Source organism: Streptomyces sp. 3330 (genome assembly GCF_031456635.1).
Taxonomy (GTDB): domain Bacteria; phylum Actinomycetota; class Actinomycetes; order Streptomycetales; family Streptomycetaceae; genus Streptomyces.
In genome coordinates, this window is sequence record NZ_JAVDVA010000004.1 from 152,679 (window position 1) to 171,087 (window position 18,409).

The following is an 18,409-nucleotide window of genomic DNA, read 5'->3' on the forward strand; positions in this document are numbered from 1 at the left end:
GTCTACCGCGCCTCCTGGTCGCTGTCCGGGACCCGGGCCGCCCGCAGCGGAAGCCGCTCCGTCCGCCGCCGGTCCTCACCCACTGCCGCAACGGCGTGGGAGGCACCCCGATCGTTCTGCCGGGCCGCCCGCTCGTTCTGGCCGCGCAGCGCCATGTCCGTGCCGTCCCACAGCGTGCCGTCGGTTCGGTCCCGCGGATCGGGGTCGATCAGCACCACGCCGATCACCGGGATGCGCTGGTCCGCGAGTTGCCGTGCCACGGTGTGCAGCCACGCGGCGCTGCCGTGCCCGGCCCGCACGACGAGCACGGTCCGGGCGCCGAGGTACTGGAGGTCGGTCCACGCCGTGCCGGGCGCCACCGAGCCGACGCCGATGCGGAGTTCCCCGGGCGCCGGGGCCGCGGCACGCTCGCCGCCGACCACGGTCGGGTCCCCCGGCTTCGGGCGGCGGCGGGCGAGCCGCAGGCCGGGCAGGCCGTCGACGACGACCACCGGCCCCTCCGCGCCCAGGGCCTCGGCGAGGTCCAGGGCGATCACGCTCGCGCTGCGCGCGCAGCCCAGTTCGAGCAGCGACACCGGTTCCCCGGAGCCGCGCACGGTGCGGGCCAGGGACGTGGTGAGCCGTTCGCGCGCGGCCCGGATCCGGCGGCGCCGCCACAGCACGGGCGACCGGCGGGGCAGCTCCGCGACGACCGAGGCACCGAGGTTCGCCGCGATCTCCCGGCGCAGCACGGGACGGTCCGCCACCACGGCGCCCACCGCCGCCGCCGCGAGCCCCAGGGCGAGCCCGAGGACGAAGCCGATCGCGCCGTTGGTGGCGGCGGTCCTGGGCAGGGAGTGCCGCACCGCGCGCGGGGCGTCCACGATCTGCGTGCCGGCGATGAGCTGGGGCGTGCCGATGCGCGCCTCCGCCGCGCGCTGGCTGAAATCGGTGATGCGCGAGGTGAGTTCGGCCCGGCGGGCGAAGAGCGACTCCATGTTCGCCGACGCCTTCGGCCCGCTCTCCGACGAACCGTCCCCGATCGCCTTGTCGACCTGGGCGAGGTCGTCCTGCATGCGGTCACGCTGGTCGAGCAGGGCCTTGGCCTCGGCGTTCGCCGCCTGCTGTATCCGGCTGACGTGGTCGGCGACGAACGCGTCGGCCAGCGCCTCGGCGCGGGCCACCGCCTCCGCGTCGCTGTCACCCGTCACCGTGATCTGCAGCAGGTTGTTGGTCAGGCCGAGACCCCCGTAGTCCCGCATGAAGTCCTCCGGTTTCTCCGAGGACCCGAGGGACCGCAGGGCCTTGTCGGCGATCCGCGTGGTCTGCAGCAGCGCGACGTCGGTGCGGATCAGCGTTCCGGGGTCGTTCGGCTGGTCCTCCTGATGCGCGACCAGCACCTTGGTCACCGCGGTCGGCGGTGGCGGCAGCAGGACGGCCGTCGCCGCGCCGACGAGCAGTCCCAGCAGCGCCAGGGAGCACCAGAAGCGGCGTCGCCTGCGCACCGCCACCACCAGCGCCTGCAGGTCCAGCAGTGGTGCGGCGGCCGACGGCTCCGCAGTCGTACGCGTCGTCACGCTGAACCTCCCGTCGTGTCGTCGGCGGTCGCGAGTGCCTTCTCGGCGGCAGGCCGGGGAACGCCGGCGGATCGCGCCGGACGGGGCCGTACCGTGCCGGCGACGACGATGCCGACGACGTCGTGCTTGGCGTCCGCGCACGCCTCGGCGATGCCGGCCAGCTCCGCCGCGGTCCAGTTGCCCGCGCTGAGCACGACCAGGACGCCGGACTCGTCGTCGCGGTCCGGGACCAGCGGCTGGGACACCGAAACCCCCGCCACCCGCAGCAGCGGATCGCTCCCGGCCTCGGCGACGAGCCGCTCCGCGGCCCGCAGGGCGATCTCGTCGCCGTCCGGGACGACGGCCAGCAGCCGCCGGGGAGCCGGCAGTCGATCCCGCAGGCGGGCGCACACCCGCCGGTAGCGGATCCGCCGCTCGGCCTCGTCGCCGGACGTCTGCGGGGGCGGTACGTCCCATCGGACGTCGACGCCCAGCAGCCGACGGATCCGGGCCCACGCGCCACGGTCCTCGGGGCGCCGCTCCGGCTGTTCCTCGGGTACGTCGACGGTGCCCAGCAGCGCCGAGCCCAGCGCCCCGGCGATCTCCGGCGAGGTGCGCAGCCGGCGGCTCATCCGGGCGGCGGTGAGATGCCCGACGACCGCGAGCAGGAAGAACAGCACCGCGCCGGCGACGACGAGCTGGACCCGCGTCGGCGGGGCCTCGCCGCTCGGCCGGGCGGCCGGCCCCATGACGACCATGCGGGCCTTGTTGGCGGCCGGGTCGGCCTGGTCGAGCTTGGTCATGGCTTCCTGCAGCGAGGTGCGCAGCTTCGCGAGCTCCGTGCGGGTCTGCACGCTCTCCACGGTCTGCCCGGGATCGGCCGCGTCGGCCAGCTCGCTGATGCGCCGGTTGGTCTGCACCACCATCTGCTGCAGTTCCTCGAGCTGCACCGCGGCCTCGGGGTCGGTGTTGTCGTCCACGATCCGCGCGGCGAAGGCGACGAACTGCTGGGCGACCTGGTCTGAGAGCTGCTGGGCGCGCTCCGGGGTCTCGGCCGTGCCCGAGATCGTGATGATGTTCCCGTCGGCGGCCTTGGCGCTCACCCGGTCCCGCACCTCGCCACCGTCGACCCCGGCCCAGTCGAGCGTGGCGGCGGCGCGGTCGGCCACCACCGAACTGGTCGCGATCTCCGTCTGGGTCAGCAGCTCGCGCTCCTCCCACGCCCCCGGCAACAGGACCGAGGCCGAGGTCGTGTAACGCGGCGGCAGCAGCAAAGAGGTGCCGTAGCCGACCAGCGCGCCCATCACGAGGAGGACGGTGAGCAGCCGCCGACGCCGACGGATGATCCGCCCGATCGTGACCAGGCGTATCGTGTCATCGCTCAACGGTGCGGCCTCCACCCTGCCGGTCCGGGTCGCCCGCCGGCAGCGGAGCGCGGTCACGGCAGGCGGCGGCGTAGGCGTCGAGCAGGGCCCGCTGGGAGTTCCGCCAGGAGAGCGGTCCGCTGATCCGCTCCTGGCCGATCTTGCCCATCCGGGCCCGCTGCTCCGGATCGTCCAGCAGCAGCGCGATGAGCTCGGCGAACTCGACCTCGTCGTTCGCCGACGCGTAGAGGGCGGCGTCACCGGCGGAGACCCGCGCCTCCCGGAGGTCGAACGAGACGATCGGCCGGCCCATCACCATGTACTCCAGGACCTTGTTCATGGTCGACACGTCGTTGAGCGGATTGTGCGGGTCGGGGGAGAGGCACACGTCCGCGGTGGACAGGTAGCGCACCAGGTCGGCGTCCGGGACGCGTCCGGTGAACTCCACCTGGTCCGCGAGCCCGAGCCGACGGGACAGCTCCACCATCGCGTCGAAGGTGTCGCCGGCGCCGACGAACACCGCGTGCCAGTCGGTCCGTCCGAGCTTGTCGCGCAGCTTCGCCAGGGCCCGCAGGGCGTAGTCGACCCCGTCCTGAGGGCCCATGACGCCGAGATAGCACAGCAGATGGGGCTTGCCGCGCTTGAGCTCCGGCTCGGCCGGCACGGGATGGAAGCGGTCGATGTCGGGCGCGCTGCGCACGACGAAGACGTCCTCCGGCCGCTGCCCGCCGCGGCGCACCGCGACGTCCCGGTAGCTCTCGTTCGTGGCGAGCACGACGTCCGCCGCCCGGTACGTCCGCCGTTCCAGCGCGCACACGGCGCGGTAGAGCAGGTCCTCGCCGCGGTCGAACCGGGAGAGGTACAGCTCGGGCACCAGGTCGTGCTGGTCGAAGACGAACCGCGCTCCGTGCCGCTTCAGCCACAGCGCGGGCAGGAACAACAGGTCGGGCGGGTTGCAGGCGTGGACCACGTCGACCGGGCCGACCTTGCGGGCCAGCCGGACCGTGTGCCACAACGCCGATCCGTACTCCCGCAGGTAGCCGGCCGGCCCTCCGGTGGCCGCGCGCAACGGGTAGCGGTGGATCCGCACCCCGTCGATCTCGACCTCCGGCTCCGTGTCCCGCTTGCTGCCCTGAGGGCAGATGACGTGCACCGTCCAGCCCGCGTCGCGCAGGGTCGTGCACTCCTGCCACACCCGCCGGTCGAACGGCACCGACAGGTTCTCCACCAGGATCAGCGCGCGCCGGACCGGCCGCTCGCCCCTGGTCGTGTCACCAAGCAAGGCCCATGTACCCCGGTTCGGCCCGGCGCGCCTCGGCGTCGGGAAGGCGGATGAGGTCGACGATCACCGGGCCGTCGCCGCCATGGGGCAGCGCCGACAGCACGTCCGGATCCCTGGTTCCGACGAGGCACACCTCGGCGTGCTCGAGCACCTCGTCGACGGAGTCGGCGAGCAGCTGTGCCAGGTGCGGCAGCCGGGTCTCGACGTACTCGCGGTTCGCGCCGAGCAGCCGGGACAGGCTCACGTTGGCGTCGTGGATGCGCAGGTCGTACCCCTTGCCGAAGAGCCTCTCCGCCAGTTCGACGAGCGGGCTCTCGCGGAGGTCGTCGGTCCCTGGTTTGAAGGACAGCCCGAACATTCCCACCCGGCGCTTGCCGGTGCGCTCGACCAGCTCCACCGCGCGCTGCAGATGGTCGGAGTTGGAGGGCAGCACATGGGAGAGGATGGGCACCGAGACATCGGCCCGTTGCGCCGCGTGGACCAGGCTGCGCAGGTCCTTGGGCAGGCAGGAGCCGCCGAAGGCGAAGCCGGGACGCAGGTAGGCGGGGCTGATGTTCAGTTTGCGGTCGGCCAGGAACACGTCCATCACCTGGTGCGAGTCCACCCCGAGCGCCTGGCACACCGCGCCCAGCTCGTTGGCGAAGCCGATCTTCAGGCCGTGGAACGCGTTGTCCGCGTACTTGATCGCCTCGGCCGTCGGGACGGGCACCCGGAACACCTCGCCCGGCAGTCCCTCGTACAGCGCCGCCACCGCGTCGCCGCTCGCCCGGTCGAGCTCGCCGATGACGGTCTTGGGCGGGTCGAAGAAGTCCCGCACGCTGGTGCCCTCGCGCAGGAACTCGGGGTTGACCGCGACTCCGACGTCCACCCCGGCCGTGCCGCCGACGAACTTCTCCAGGATCGGCACCAGCAGGTTCAGGCAGGTGCCCGGGAGCATGGTGCTGCGGAACACGACGGTGTGCCGACCACCCCGCTCGGCGAGCGCGGCGCCGATCTGCTCGGTGACCCGTTCCAGATAGGTGGTGCACAGGCTGCCGTTGGGCTCCGACGGCGTGCCCACGCAGACCAGCGACATCTCGCTGTCCATGATCGCCTCGCGGACGTCGTCGGTGGCGCGTAACGCCCCGGTCCGCACGACGTCGGCGATGAGCTCGCCGATCCGCTCCTCGACCACCGGGGCCTTGCCGTCGTTGACCAGGTCGACCTTCACCTGGTTCACGTCCACCCCGACGACCTCGTGCCCCATGCTGGCCAGGCACGCGGCCGACACGCAGCCCACGTAACCGAGCCCGAAAACGCTGACTCTCATGACGCGTTCCTCCCCCCAGGCAGGCCGTCCCGGCCTGCGGTCCGTGCGCCGGCCGGACGGCGGCTCCCGCGCATCAGTAGGCCCCCTGCCCGTAGAGCACCGCACGCAGTGTCTTCCACAAGATCACCGTGTCCAGGGCGAGCGACCAGTCCTCCACGTACCGCAGATCCAGCCGCACCGACTCCTCCCACGGCAGGTCGCTGCGCCCGCTGATCTGCCACAGGCCGGTGAGACCCGGCTTGACCAGCAGCCGGCGCCGGATGTCCGGGCCGTACGCGGCGGACTCCTCCGGTAAGGGCGGCCGCGGACCGACGAGCGACATCGATCCGGTGAGCACGTTGAACAACTGCGGGAGCTCGTCGATCGAGTACCGGCGCAGCACCGCTCCCACCCGGGTCACACGAGGGTCGCGGCGGACCTTGAACAGCAGGCCGGCGCCCTCGTCGCGGTCGGCCAGCGCGGCCCGGGCGCGGTCGGCCCCGGCGACCATGGTGCGGAACTTGAGAATGGTGAACTCGCGGCCGTCCTTGCCGACCCTGCGCTGGCGGTAGAACGCCCCGCCCCGGCTGTCCAGCAGGACGATCAGCCCGACCAGCAGCATCAGCGGCGCGAACACCATCAGCAGAATCGTTGCGCCTACCCGGTCCACGACCTCTTTGACCGCCCGGCGTCCCCCGGTGAAGGTCGGCATGCTGACCCGCAGCAGCGGGATCCCGAGCACCGCGTCGATGTGCAGCCGCGGCCCGGCCACCTCCATCAGCACGGGGGCCACGACCATCTCGGCGTCGCTGCCCTCGAGGTTCCACGCCAGCCGTTGCAGCCGGTCCGGTGACCAGTGCGGGTCCGGTGTGACCGCGACGACCCGGTAGCCGTCGCGGCGGACGTGACCGGCGACCTCCGCCAGTCGGCCGACGACCGGCACTCCGTCCAGTTGGTCGCCGTCGAGCCCGCGACCGTCCGTCGTGCACACCGCGTCCACCCGCCAGCCGAGGTGCGGGAACTTGCGGGTCCTGGTGATCAGATCGCGCACGGTGGCCGGGCTTCCGGCGGCGAGCACCGGTCGCAGGCACCGTCCGTCCTTACGCTGTTTGTGCAGCCACAGGCGCAGCAGATATCGCGCGGTCATGGTGACGATCGCGATCGCGGGGATCGCGACGAAGATCCAGAGTTTGATGTTGCGCGAGGTCAGGGCTATTCCGCCGAGCGCCAGCACGACGGTCGCCGCGAAGAGCGAGCGTCCGAGCCGGCGGAATTCCTCGGCGCCCTGGCCGAGCACCGCCGGAGCCCACGACCGGCTGACCGCGAGCGCCCCCAGCACCAGCAGCTCGGTGCCGAAGGCGAGAATTCCCCATTTCTCGTGCCAGTTGGCCGCGTCCCGCGCACCGAAGAAGTTGCCGATCGCCGCCACCACGAACGCGGTGGCCACGGTGTCGCTGGTGATCACGGCACGTCTGTACCGCTGCTCCCAGTCGGTGGCGGGCTCTCTGATCGCGCCGTTCGTCAGACGCTCGTGCGCCGAGGGAAACTGGCTGACCAGTCCCCCCTGCCGCACGGACCCCCCCAGATCCCCCAGTGGTTCGACGTGTTCGCCTAACACTGTTCCTCCCCCCGGGAGGCCCCCGCCCCCCGTACTGTTCCGCCCCTCGGGAGGCCCCCGCCTCCCGCGCCGCACTGCTCCGCCCCTTCAGGAGGCCCCCGCCTCCCCTGCGCGACATCCCGCTGTTTCAGCGGTAGTGGAAAACCTGCCCGGACGGCAGCGGGTGTGCATGTCCTGCCAGACCCTCGAGGTACGCGGGAACCCGCCGAAAGCGCGAGCGTTCCCCGAACCCAAGACCCCCTCCCGGGCTCCAGGAATTGATCACCCCCACGTCTGGCGCCGGAGACACGACTGCCGGCTTTCCGTAACGCCTGACCAATAGATCATTAACGGAACGCCCCGCCTCCGAACTGCTGAAGCACGGTCAATCTAGACCATCGGGGCCGGTATGAAGAGAGGGATGTGTGTAATTTGTGCTCAAGCTTTTCGGCCCGCAGCCGTCACGCGGTGACCGGATTTGGACGCTTTCGCGCCACCGCCTGACCGGGCGGCCGTGTCCGGTTCCCGGCCGCCGTTCATGCGGCGCGGACCGGTGCGCTCCGGCGCGCGGTGCGCCGGCTCTCCGGCGGGCGTCCGGCCTGTTGGAGCGTCAGTTCTTGTTCTGTGCAGGTCAGAACGCATCGACGGGATGAATCTCGACGCGATGCGGTGACGACGACGGGCTCACCCCTGATGGCGACGGCCCCACGCCCGATGGCGACGCGGTCCCCGGAAACGGTTCGCCGTGCGGTCGCGGCATACAGGGCGGCGGCGAGATCCAAGTCCCTTTCGGACGACGTATTTCGGCTGGTGTGAGAGTGGCTGATGTGACAACTCCCTGATGGGGAAAGCCCTTTCTGGCGAGATCGGACCGTTCGTATACCGGTGAGCGTCACGGGCCGGGTGACCTTTTCCGCTTACATCTATTGACCGGCCGGTCGAATTCAGGGGTATCTGACTGCTCGTCAGAAGCTGGGGACGCGAAGCGAGTGACCGTCGTGCCGACCTTGCTCGCAGGAGACGCCTGTGCCGGGCGGGGCAGGCGAGCAGGTGTCTGTGCCGGGCTGGGCGGGTGTGGTGGCGGGTGTGCCGGGCCGGGCAGGCGAGCAGGTGTCTGTGCCGGGCTGGGCGGGTGTGGTGGCGGGTGTGCCGGGCCGGGCGGGCGAGCAGGTGTCTGTGCCGGGCTGGGCGGGTGTGGTGGCGGGTGTGCCGGGCCGGGCGGGTGAGGCGGTGGGGGCATCAGGGCGTCGTGAGTGCACCGGGGCCGGGCTCGACTGCCGTCGCGCCGGACATCTGGCGCGGCGCGCGCCGATCTACCGCGATCACGAGACTTCCCGGTGGGCGAGCGGGCGAGTGGGCGAGCGGGCGAACGGCCGGACGGCCGCCTGGTCCGGCGTCAGCGCCGCGCCGCGAGGGCGCCCGACCGGCGAACGGCCCGGTCGAGCGCCCTCCTGCCCGCTCCTAGAAGAAGCCCAGCTTCTTCGGCGAGTACGACACCAGGAGGTTCTTCGTCTGCTGGTAGTGCTCCAGCATCATCTTGTGCGTCTCGCGGCCGATGCCCGACTGCTTGTAGCCGCCGAAGGCCGCGTGTGCCGGGTACGCGTGGTAGCAGTTCGTCCAGACGCGGCCCGCCTGGATCGCCCGGCCCGCGCGGTACGCCGTGTTGATGTCACGCGTCCACACGCCCGCCCCGAGGCCGTACAGCGTGTCGTTCGCGATCTTGATGGCGTCGTCGAAGTCGTCGAACGAGGCCACCGAGACCACCGGCCCGAAGATCTCCTCCTGGAAGACCCGCATGCCGTTGTCGCCTTCGAAGATCGTCGGGCGGACGTAGTAGCCCCCCTTCAGGTCACCGTCGTACTCGGCGCGCTCGCCTCCGGTGAGGATCTTGGCGCCCTCCTCCCGGCCGATGTCGATGTACGAGAGGATCTTGGCGAGCTGGTCGCTGGACGCCTGGGCGCCGATCATCGTGTCGGTGTCCAGCGGATGGCCGGGCTTGATCAGCTCGGTACGGGCGACGGCCGCTGCGACGAAGTCGCCGTAGTTGCCCCGCTGGATCAGCCCCCGGGACGGGCAGGTGCACACCTCGCCCTGGTTCAGCGCGAACATGGTGAAGCCTTCGAGCGCCTTGTCCCGCAGGTCGTCGTCCTTCTCCCAGACGTCGTCGAAGAAGATGTTCGGCGACTTGCCGCCCAGCTCCAGCGTGACCGGCTTGAGGTTCTGCGAGGCGTACTGCATGATCAACCGCCCCGTCGACGTCTCGCCCGTGAAGGCGATCTTCGCCACGCGCGGACTGGACGCGAGCGGCTTGCCCGCCTCCTCCCCGAAGCCGTTGACGATGTTCACCACACCCGGGGGCAGCAGATCGGCGACCAGGCTCATCCAGTAGTGGATGGACACCGGCGTCAGCTCGGCGGGCTTCAGGACGACCGTGTTGCCCGCCGCGAGGGCCGGCGCGAGCTTCCAGGTGGCCATCAGGATCGGGAAGTTCCACGGGATGATCTGCGCGACGACGCCGAGCGGCTCGTGGAAGTGGTACGCCACCGTGTCGTCGTCGACCTCGCTGAGCGAACCCTCCTGGGCCCGTACCGCGCCGGCGAAGTAGCGGAAGTGGTCGATGGCCAGCGGGATGTCCGCCGCCAGCGTCTCCCGGACGGGTTTGCCGTTCTCCCAGCTCTCCGCGACCGCCAGGGACTCCAGATGCGCCTCCATCCGGTCGGCGATCTTCAGCAGGATGTCGGAGCGCTCGGTCGCCGAGGTGCGTCCCCAGCCCGGCGCGGCGGCGTGCGCCGCGTCGAGAGCCCGCTCCACGTCCTCCGCCGTGCCGCGCGCCACCTCGGTGAACGTCTCCCCGTTCACCGGTGACGGGTTGTCGAAGTACTGCCCCCGGGCCGGGGGCACGTAGGCGCCGCCGATGAAGTGGTCGTAGCGCGTCCGGTAGGAGACGATCGCGCCCTCGGTGCCGGGCGCCGCGTAACGGGTCATCCTGCTCTGCCTCCTCAGCAGCGCTGCCCGCCGTTGGGCAGCTCTCCGCGGCAGGCTAGGGAGGCGGACGTTGCATCCACGTTGCGATGCACGCGGGACGGCTTGCCGTACGGGGTCGCCGGCGGGTGCCGACGGGTGCGTCCCGCCTGTCCGGGTCGCGCGCGTGTGCGCTCAGCCCGTCGGTTTGCGCCGTGTGGACGCCCTGCCTGTCGGGGGTCGCCCGGGTGGGTGCTCTGCCCGTCGGTTCGTGTCGTGTGGACGCCCTGCCTGTCGGGGGTCGCCCGGGTGGGTGCTCTGCCCGTCGGTTCGTGTCGCGTGGACCCCTGCCTGTCACGTCTCGCGCGTGCGCGCGCCGCCCGTCGGCGTCTCGCGCAGGGGCGCGCCGCCCGTCGGCGTCCCGCGCGTGGACGTGCCGCCCGTCCTACGGGTGCGGCCATCCGGACGGGTCCGTCAGTTCCGACTCGAGCGACGCGAGGCGCGCCCGTATCGCGGCCGTCGGCCGGGCCGCCGCGAGCGCCCGCCACACATCGAGGTCGTCCTCGCCCCAGGGCGCGTGCGCCCAGTCGGCCAGCAGATCCGGGTCGCCGCAGGCGATCAGCGCGGCGCGCAGACCCTCGGCCAGACGGTGCCTGAGCCGTGCCACAGCAGGAGCCTGGGACGACGGCAGCGGCGGCCCGGTGTACGCCGACACGGCGGCCGTGACCGCGCCGGCCGCCAGCCGTCGTTCGACGACGGCGACGTCCGACTCGCAGGGGACGGTGAGCCGGTACGGGCGCGAGGCCAGCAGCCCGGGGCCGAGCACCCCGCGCAGTCTGGCGAGTTCGGCCCGCAGCGTCACCGGGGTGACCGACTCGTCCTCGTACAGCGCGCACAGCAGCTCGTCGCCCGTCAGGCCCTCCGGACGGCGGGCCAGGAGCACCAGGATCTCGCTGTGCCGACGGCTCAGCCTGACGTCACGGCCGCCGGTGACCAGCCGCGCCTCGTCCCGGCCCAGCACGGTCAGCCGCGGTGCGTCGACGGCGGGCCGCTCCGGGGCGAGCAGCGCCAGGTGCGCCTCGGCGGCCCGCGCGACCGCCTGCACGAAACCGAGGCTGTGCGGATGCGCCAGTCCGTCGCCGCCCGTGATGTCGACGGCGCCCAGCACCCGCCCGGTCCGCGGATCGTGCACCGGGGCTGCGGCGCACGTCCACGGCTGCACCCGCCGGATGAAGTGCTCGGCCGCGAACACCTGCACCGGCCGGTCCAGAGCGACCGCGGTGCCCGGCGCGTTCGTCCCGACCGCGCTCTCCGCCCATCGCGCGCCCGGCACGAAGTTCATCCGTCCCGCCTGCCGCCGGGTCGCCGCGTGCCCCTCGACCCACAACAGTCTGCCGTGCGCGTCGCACACCGCGAGCAGGTGCTCTCCGTCGGCCGCGAACGTGCCCATCAGCTCACGGAACAACGGCATCACCCGCGCCAGCGGATGCTCGGACCGATAGGCGCCGAGATCGCCGTCGGTCAGCTCGACGCTCGCCGTGCCGTCGGGGCCGACGCCGGCCCGCGCGGAACGGCGCCACGAGTCGGCCACGACGGCACGCACCGGTCGCGCCACCGTGCCCGCCTGGGTGAACGTGTCATGCGCCCGCCGCAGGACGCGCATCCGCTCGGCGGGGTCGGCACCCGGTGCCAGGGCGACCCAGGGATCGGTCAATTGGTCCTCCCGGAAGGCGATAGGGCTGGGGACATCGTCACTCCGGGTGCCGGGGCCGACAACCGTTCGGACGAGGTGACCCCGAGGGCGGCCGTCCGTTCCCGGCCCGGTGCGGGTCAGGCGCGGCCCACGAGTCTCAGATAGCGGCCCCGGTCCCGGTGCGGACGCCGGCCCGCCACGGCCGTCGCCACTCGGCGGCCGTGTCCCGCCGGCATCACGCTACGGCTCAGGCGGGCCGGGCAGGAGGACACGCCGGGTTCGGTGGACGAACGCGGAACTGTGGACAACTCGCTCACCCGAACGGGGAGTTCCGCATCCGATCGGTACCGCGGCCGACATGAGGACCGACACGAGGGCCGACAGGGGGACGGGGCACGGGGACCGCCGTATGAGGGCCGGGCGCGAGGGCCGGCAGCTAGGGCCGGGGCATGACGCCCGGCATGCGGCCGGTGCCGTTCGGTGACGCGATCGGTCCGCTGACCCGGGACGGGACGCTCAGGCCCGCTCCGCCACCGCCGCGGGGTCGTCCAGCACGGCTCGCACCACCGAGTGCGCGGCCCCCAGCAACGGGCCCTCGGACCCCAGCCGGGAGACGGACACGGGACGAGCGGGGCCCGCCGTGCGCCGGGAGAGCTCGGCCTCGAGCGACGGCAGCAGCCACGGCGCGAGTCCGGCCAGGGCGCCCCCGAGCACGACGCCCTCCGGGTCCAGGAGGTTGAGCGCCCCGGTGAGAGCGATGCCGAGCGCCGTACCCGCCTCGCGCAGCGCCCGCCGCACGTCCGGGTCGCCGTCCGCGGCACGACCCGCGAGGAGTCCGACGCGGTCCTCGCCCTGTTCCAGCCCTGCGGCGCGCAGCACCGCCTCCTCGCCGGCGTACTGCTCCAGGCAGCCGCGCCCGCCGCACACGCACTCCGGTCCGTCGGGGTGCACGGGCACATGGCCCAGTTCACCGGCGAAACCGCGGGTGCCCCGCAGCAGGCTGCCGTTCACGACCAGCGCGGCGCCGATGCCGATCTCCGCCGACACGTGCAGGAAGTCCCCGGGAGTGTCCGCGCCGAGCCACAGTTCGGCCAGGCCGCCGAAGTTGGCCTCGTTGTCCACCGTCAGCGGGTACTCCGCGGGCAGCAGCGCCCCGAGGTCGACGTCCTGCCAGTCGAGGTTCGGCGCGCGGACGACCGTCCGGGCGTCGCGGGCGACCAGGCCGGGGACGGCCACGGCGAGTCCAGCGGGCCACAGTCCCTCGCGCTCGGCCTCGGCGACCACCTGGCGCACGAGGCCGGTGAGTTCCTCCACCACGGGCCCGGGGGAGCGGCCGCGGTTCGTGCCGTGCCGCACCGCGCGCGCCCGTACCTCGCCCCGCAGGTCGACGGCGCAGACCGCCAGGTGGTCGACGCCGATCTCGGCGCCTATGCCCGACGGACCGCGCCCGCTGACCGCGAGCGCCGAACCGGGGCGGCCGACCCGGCCCGGCCGCTCGGGGCCCAGCTCCTCGAGCAGTCCGGTGCGTACGAGTTCGTCGACGAGGGTCGAGACCGCTGCCCGGGTCAGGCCGATGCGTGAGGCGACCGCCGCGCGCGAGAGCGGCCCCTCGGCGCTGACGGCGTGCATCACCCTGGCCAGGTTGCGGCGGCGCATGCCCTGCTGGGTGTCGGGCAGTGCGCGCCCCGGGCCGGTCGGCCGGGCCTCGTGCAGCGGTGCGGTCATGCCTCCGTCGATTCGTCGATGCTCAGTGGGCGTCCGCGCTCCGGTCCAGCAGCGGGGCCGCGTCGGAGAGTACCCCGGAGATCCTGGCGAGCGTCTCCTCGTCCCGCTCGACGGCGTCGAGCACCGGACCCCGGGTGGTGTTCCAGCGCCGGGCGACGGCGGCCGGGTCCTCGCCGGTCAGCAGGCCCGCCGCCTGGGCCGCGGCGCCCAGCGCGACGAGTTCCCTGGCCTCGGGCACCTGGACCGGCCGTCCGGACAGCCGGCGCACGGTCTGCTGCCAGGCGGTGCCCCGGGCGCCGCCGCCGATCAGCAGCAGGGGAGCCGAGCGGTCGGCGTCCTCGTCGAGGACGAGGTCGAGAGCGCCGAGCAGGGAGTGCACGGCGCCGTCGTAGGCGGCCTGGAGCAGCTGGCCGCCGGTCGTGTCGTGGCGCAGACCGTGCAGGAGGCCCGACGCGTTCGGCAGGTTCGGGGTGCGTTCGCCGTCCAGGTAGGGCAGCAGCGTGAGGCCCGCGGCGGGCTCCACCGCCTCGCGGTCCAGGCCCAGCAGGGCGGCGACGCGGTCGACGGCGAGCGTGCAGTTCAGGGTGCAGGCCAGGGGCAGCCAGTCGCCGTGCGCGTCGGCGAAGCCGGCCACGGTGCCGGTGGGGTCGGTCGGGCGCTGCCTGGCCACCGCGTACACCGTGCCCGAGGTGCCGAGGCTCAGCACGGGTGTGCCGGGACGCAGCCCGAGGCCCAGCGCCGCCGCGGCGTTGTCCCCGGTGCCCGGGGCGACCAGGGTGCCCTTGGCGAAGGGCAGGTCGTGGCTGTCGCGTACGGTGCCCGCCACCTCGCCGGGCCGCACCACGCGGGGCAGCAGCGCCGGGTCGAGTCCCACGTGGGCGAGGATCTCCGCGTCGTACGCCTCGGTCGCGGAGGCCCACCAGCCGGTGCCGGAGGCGTCACCGCGGTCGGTGGTCCCCTCGCCCGTGAGGCGCTCGGTGAGGTAGTCGTGGGGGAGGCGCACGGCCTTCGTGGCGCGCAGGGCCTCCGGCTCGTGCTCCGCCAGCCAGGCCCACTTCGTGACCGTGAAGGAAGCCGCGGGGACGGACCCGGTGCGCTCCGCCCAGAACTTCGCTCCGCCCAGTTCCTCGGTCAGCCGACGGGCCTGCGGGGCCGAGCGCACGTCGTTCCACAGCAGTGCCGGGCGCACCGGCTCTCCCTGCCCGTCCAGGGTGACGAGGCCGTGCTGCTGCCCGCCGACCGACACCGCGGCGGCCTCGCGCGCCGCGTCGCCGCACTGGTGCAGGGCCTCGCGCAGGGCGTCCCACCACTGGCGGGGGTCGCTCTCGCGGCCGGCGCCGGTGGACACCGTGTGCGACGCCTGGCCGCTCGCGACGACCTGGCCGGTCGCCGCGTCGACGACCAGCGCCTTGGTGGACTGGGTGGACGTGTCCACGCCGACGACGAGCGGACCCTCGGCTGCTGACATCGGGTTCTCCCTCAAGTTTTTCCACGGCTCTGCGGGATCTGTCTTCCCAGAGATGCGTCCGCATACTAATTTGTAAACTGCCATGACGAAATAGCTCGCGACACAGTCAGCGACACAGTCTTCAAGCAAGGAGCCGCGGCATGAGCTACCAGCCCACCCCCGACGACAGGTTCACCTTCGGCCTCTGGACCGTCGGCTGGCAGGGACGGGACCCGTTCGGCGACGCCACCCGGCGTGCCCTGGACCCGGTCGAATCGGTGCAGCGCCTGGCCGAGCTGGGCGCCTACGGCGTGACCTTCCACGACGACGACCTGATCCCCTTCGGGTCCTCCGAGAGCGAGCGCGAGGAGCACATCAAGCGCTTCCGCCAGGCCCTGGACACCACCGGCATGGCGGTGCCGATGGCCACCACCAACCTCTTCACGCACCCCGTCTTCAAGGACGGCGCGTTCACGGCGAACGACCGTGACGTGCGTCGCTACGCCCTGCGCAAGACGATCCGCAACATCGACCTGGCCGCCGAGCTCGGCGCGAAGATCTATGTCGCCTGGGGCGGCCGTGAGGGTGCGGAGTCCGGCGCGGCCAAGGACGTCCGGGTGGCCCTCGACCGCATGAAGGAGGCCTTCGACCTCCTCGGCGAGTACGTGACCTCCCAGGGCTACGACCTGAAGTTCGCCATCGAGCCCAAGCCGAACGAGCCGCGCGGCGACATCCTGCTTCCCACCGTCGGCCACGCCCTGGCCTTCATCGAGCGCCTGGAGCGCCCGGAGCTGTACGGCGTGAACCCCGAGGTCGGCCACGAGCAGATGGCCGGGCTGAACTTCCCGCACGGCATCGCCCAGGCGCTGTGGGCGGGCAAGCTCTTCCACATCGACCTCAACGGCCAGTCCGGCATCAAGTACGACCAGGACCTGCGCTTCGGCGCCGGTGATCTGCGCTCCGCGTTCTGGCTGGTCGACCTGCTGGAGAGCGCCGGTTACGCGGGCCCGAAGCACTTCGACTTCAAGCCGCCGCGCACCGAGGACCTCGACGGCGTGTGGGCCTCGGCCGCGGGCTGCATGCGCAACTACCTGATCCTCAAGGAGCGTGCGCTCGCGTTCCGCAACGACCCGGAGGTCCAGGAGGCCCTGCGCGCCTCCCGGCTGGACGAGCTCGCCCAGGCCACGGCGGCCGACGGTCTGGAGAGCCTGCTGGCCGACCGCACCGCCTTCGAGGAGTTCGACGCCGACACGGCCGCCGCTCGCGGCATGGCCTTCGAGCACCTCGACCAGCTCGCCATGGACCACCTGCTGGGCGCCCGGGGCTGACCCGCACACGCGTGTGTGTGCACCGGTGAGCGTGCACACACGCGTGCGTCCCACGACCGGCCCCGCTCGGACCTCGCTCGGTCGTCGCGTGTTCTCCGCTCGGTTTCCGACCGTTCCGCGCACGGAATGCGCCGGAACCATGCGGTCCATGACATGGGTCGGTATCAACTTCCGTGCGGGGCTCGCGCCGTGCGCGGTTCACCGCGACGCTGGACGGTATGGCCATGCCGCCCGTACCGCCTCAACCGCCCGGACCGCCGGGCGACATGCCGCCTCCTGGCGGCTTCGGACCGCACGACTCCGGCTACGGACCCGACGACGGCAGAGGCGGGGGCGGCTGGTCGCCTCCGCCTCCGTCGGATCCGCGGCGCGGCTCCGGACGGCGCCGGAACCCGCTGTTCGTCGTCCTCGCGCTGCTCGTCGCCGCGGGAGCCGTCGTCATCGTCGTGCTGATGGCCTCGGACGGCGACGACTCGCCGGGCGACGAGCCGACCGCGGGCAACAGCACCGGCTCCACTCCCGCCCCGTCCTTCAGCCTCCCGGTGGAGCTGCCCAGCGGCCTGCCGAGCGACCTGCCGTCGCGGTTGCCCACCGAACTGCCGACCCGACTGCCGACCGAGCTGCCCAGCGACCTCGAGTCGCTGCTGCCGTCCTTGGAGTCCCTGCTGCCGTAACGGTCACGCGCGCGTGGCCGCCGTACACCGCCACGCGCGCGTGCCGAGGCGCCCTCACATGCCTTGCGGCAGCCGCACAGAGGTGACCGTCGTCTCGACGCCGCTGTCGACGAGCCGGCCCTGCGCGTCGAACGCGCCGACGCCGTCCGTCATCCCGAAGTGGTTGTCGTTGACGAGGGCCAGCGTGGAGCGGTCCACGAGCGCGACGCCCTCGATCTTCCCGGGCACCCCGGCGACCGTGCCGAGATCGACGACCAGCCGCTTCGCCGGCACCGGGACTCCCGAGGCCGCCGGGTCCGCCAACTGCTCCAGCGACGGGGACGTCGCCTCGTCGTCCCAGCGGCCGCCCAGGATGTTCGCCGCCCGGCCGAGCCGCACCAGGTACAGCCGCGCGGCCTTGTCGGTGCGCTCCTCCACGAGCAGCCGGTCACCGCCCACCGCGACCACCGAGGAGATCTTGAGCTCGGAGGTGTCGTCCTCGCTCGGGTCGACCACCTCGACCGGGTCGAAGCGGTAGGCGTACTCGGCGGTGACGGCCTTCTTCTTCGGCGAGAAACGCAGCAGACGCGTGGTCCGCGAAGCCTCTCCCGCGTCCGTGTCCGGGAGCGACAGCGGGCTCTGCACCGCCAGGACGAGGTCACCGCCGGGGAGTCGGGCCAGGCCCTCGAACCCGCGGTTGATCTTCCGGTGCAGCAGGACCGCGGGCAGCGCCTCCACCACCGGGTAGTCCGTGCCCGTGAGATTCAGCCCCTGCGGCACGTACCGCGTCAGGACCTTCCCGCGCGCGGAGACGTGCACCAGCGAGGGGCCGTACTCGTCGACGAGCCAGAAACTGCCGTCCGCCGCCCGCACGACGCCCTCGGTGTCCAGGCCGTCCGGGTTGTAGGACAGCGGGGTCTGCGCGTCGTAGGAGTACGGCGCCTCGTCGCGCCCGGCCTGGTTCGGCAGGCCCGTCACGGGCTTCCCCGACGCCGTGGTGACCGGGATCGCCTGGAGCACCTTCACCGTGTCCCCGGACACCTTGATCCGGACGATCGCCGGGTCGAAGCCGGGTACCGGGAAGGTACGGCGCTTGGCGCCGCCCACCTTGATCTGCCCGTTGGGCCCGCGGTCGGTGACCGTCCAGAACTCGCCCTTGCGGCCCGCCGGGTAGATGTCGCTGCCGATCCCGCCGAGATCCACGCCCCGGTCGTCGGTCACCGTGCCGGGCAGCAGCGCGTTGCTGAACGTCCCGAGCGGGATGTCGCCGAGCGTCGCGGTCCGTGTGACGTGCGCCGCCGGGGCCGGCGTGCCCGCGGCGGCCGGTCCGGCGGTGGCGAGCGCGGCCAGCACCGCGAGCGGTGCGCCCGCCGCGGCGATACGGTGGACGCGGCGCCGGCCGGTGGCGTGCGGGGACATCAGGCCTCCTGGGGGAAAGGTGCGACAAGTTCGCTGACAGCGGCCAGAGTTGGGGCACGCGCCGAACGCCGTACGACCTCCGGGTGAACAGGGGGCGTCGGCCGTCCGTCGGGCCGA

At 72.8% G+C, this 18,409-nt stretch carries 12 protein-coding genes; 2 read left to right on the forward strand and 10 right to left on the reverse strand.

The window, feature by feature from the left end; genetic code table 11:
- Window positions 1-2: 2 nt before the first annotated feature.
- The 9 genes from J2X68_RS08765 to xylB all read right to left on the reverse strand — a co-directional run bounded on the left by J2X68_RS08765 (window position 3) and on the right by xylB (window position 14,913).
- The gene (locus J2X68_RS08765; RefSeq protein WP_310431890.1) at window positions 3-1,556 is read right to left on the reverse strand and encodes a Wzz/FepE/Etk N-terminal domain-containing protein; all 1,554 of its coding nucleotides are present in this window, start codon (window positions 1,554-1,556) and stop codon (window positions 3-5) included.
- The gene (locus J2X68_RS08770) at window positions 1,553-2,920 is read right to left on the reverse strand and encodes a polysaccharide biosynthesis protein (protein WP_310431891.1); all 1,368 of its coding nucleotides are present in this window, start codon (window positions 2,918-2,920) and stop codon (window positions 1,553-1,555) included. Before J2X68_RS08770 ends, J2X68_RS08765 begins: the two co-directional genes overlap by 4 nt.
- On the reverse strand, window positions 2,910-4,181 hold the full coding sequence (locus J2X68_RS08775; protein WP_310431892.1) for a glycosyltransferase family 4 protein: 1,272 nt from the start codon (window positions 4,179-4,181) through the stop codon (window positions 2,910-2,912). The genes J2X68_RS08770 and J2X68_RS08775 overlap by 11 nt, the downstream gene beginning before the upstream one ends.
- A complete protein-coding gene (locus J2X68_RS08780; protein ID WP_310431893.1) occupies window positions 4,171-5,490 on the reverse strand; it encodes a nucleotide sugar dehydrogenase in 1,320 nt (439 codons plus the stop codon). Before J2X68_RS08780 ends, J2X68_RS08775 begins: the two co-directional genes overlap by 11 nt.
- Before the next feature lie 73 nt (window positions 5,491-5,563).
- Window positions 5,564-7,042, reverse strand: a complete 1,479-nt coding sequence (locus tag J2X68_RS08785) for a sugar transferase (RefSeq protein WP_310431894.1) — start codon at window positions 7,040-7,042, stop codon at window positions 5,564-5,566.
- A gap of 1,485 nt (window positions 7,043-8,527) precedes the next feature.
- A complete protein-coding gene (locus J2X68_RS08790) occupies window positions 8,528-10,051 on the reverse strand; it encodes an aldehyde dehydrogenase family protein (RefSeq protein ID WP_310431895.1) in 1,524 nt (507 codons plus the stop codon).
- A gap of 421 nt (window positions 10,052-10,472) precedes the next feature.
- Window positions 10,473-11,741: a GAF domain-containing protein gene (locus tag J2X68_RS08795; protein WP_310431896.1), complete on the reverse strand. Its 1,269-nt coding sequence runs from the start codon at window positions 11,739-11,741 to the stop codon at window positions 10,473-10,475.
- A gap of 495 nt (window positions 11,742-12,236) precedes the next feature.
- Window positions 12,237-13,445 carry an ROK family transcriptional regulator gene (locus J2X68_RS08800; protein WP_310431897.1) on the reverse strand — a complete coding sequence of 403 codons (1,209 nt, stop codon included), beginning with the start codon at window positions 13,443-13,445 and terminating at the stop codon, window positions 12,237-12,239.
- Window positions 13,446-13,467: 22 nt separating this feature from the next.
- Complete coding sequence (xylB, locus tag J2X68_RS08805; protein ID WP_310431898.1) at window positions 13,468-14,913, reverse strand: xylulokinase; 1,446 nt, start codon at window positions 14,911-14,913, stop codon at window positions 13,468-13,470.
- A gap of 140 nt (window positions 14,914-15,053) precedes the next feature.
- Between xylB and xylA the strand changes: the two genes are divergently transcribed.
- The gene (gene xylA / locus J2X68_RS08810; protein WP_310431899.1) at window positions 15,054-16,220 is read left to right on the forward strand and encodes a xylose isomerase; all 1,167 of its coding nucleotides are present in this window, start codon (window positions 15,054-15,056) and stop codon (window positions 16,218-16,220) included.
- Window positions 16,221-16,438: 218 nt separating this feature from the next.
- On the forward strand, window positions 16,439-16,894 hold the full coding sequence (locus tag J2X68_RS08815) for a hypothetical protein (protein WP_310431900.1): 456 nt from the start codon (window positions 16,439-16,441) through the stop codon (window positions 16,892-16,894).
- 54 nt (window positions 16,895-16,948) lie between these two features.
- On the opposite strand, the gene J2X68_RS08820 is transcribed toward J2X68_RS08815, so the two are convergent.
- Window positions 16,949-18,292: an esterase-like activity of phytase family protein gene (locus tag J2X68_RS08820; RefSeq protein ID WP_310431901.1), complete on the reverse strand. Its 1,344-nt coding sequence runs from the start codon at window positions 18,290-18,292 to the stop codon at window positions 16,949-16,951.
- Window positions 18,293-18,409: the final 117 nt, after the last annotated feature.

Excerpts from the sequence above, each read along its gene's own strand:
- J2X68_RS08780 (WP_310431893.1), bottom strand. The coding sequence starts at position 5,490 with ATGAGAGTCAGCGTTTTCGGGCTCGGTTACGTGGGCTGCGTGTCGGCC.
- J2X68_RS08790 (WP_310431895.1), bottom strand. The coding sequence starts at position 10,051 with ATGACCCGTTACGCGGCGCCCGGCACCGAGGGCGCGATCGTCTCCTAC.
- J2X68_RS08800 (WP_310431897.1), bottom strand. The coding sequence starts at position 13,445 with ATGACCGCACCGCTGCACGAGGCCCGGCCGACCGGCCCGGGGCGCGCA.
- xylB (WP_310431898.1), bottom strand. The coding sequence starts at position 14,913 with ATGTCAGCAGCCGAGGGTCCGCTCGTCGTCGGCGTGGACACGTCCACC.
- xylA (WP_310431899.1), top strand. The coding sequence starts at position 15,054 with ATGAGCTACCAGCCCACCCCCGACGACAGGTTCACCTTCGGCCTCTGG.
- J2X68_RS08815 (WP_310431900.1), top strand. The coding sequence starts at position 16,439 with ATGGCCATGCCGCCCGTACCGCCTCAACCGCCCGGACCGCCGGGCGAC.
- J2X68_RS08820 (WP_310431901.1), bottom strand. The coding sequence starts at position 18,292 with ATGTCCCCGCACGCCACCGGCCGGCGCCGCGTCCACCGTATCGCCGCG.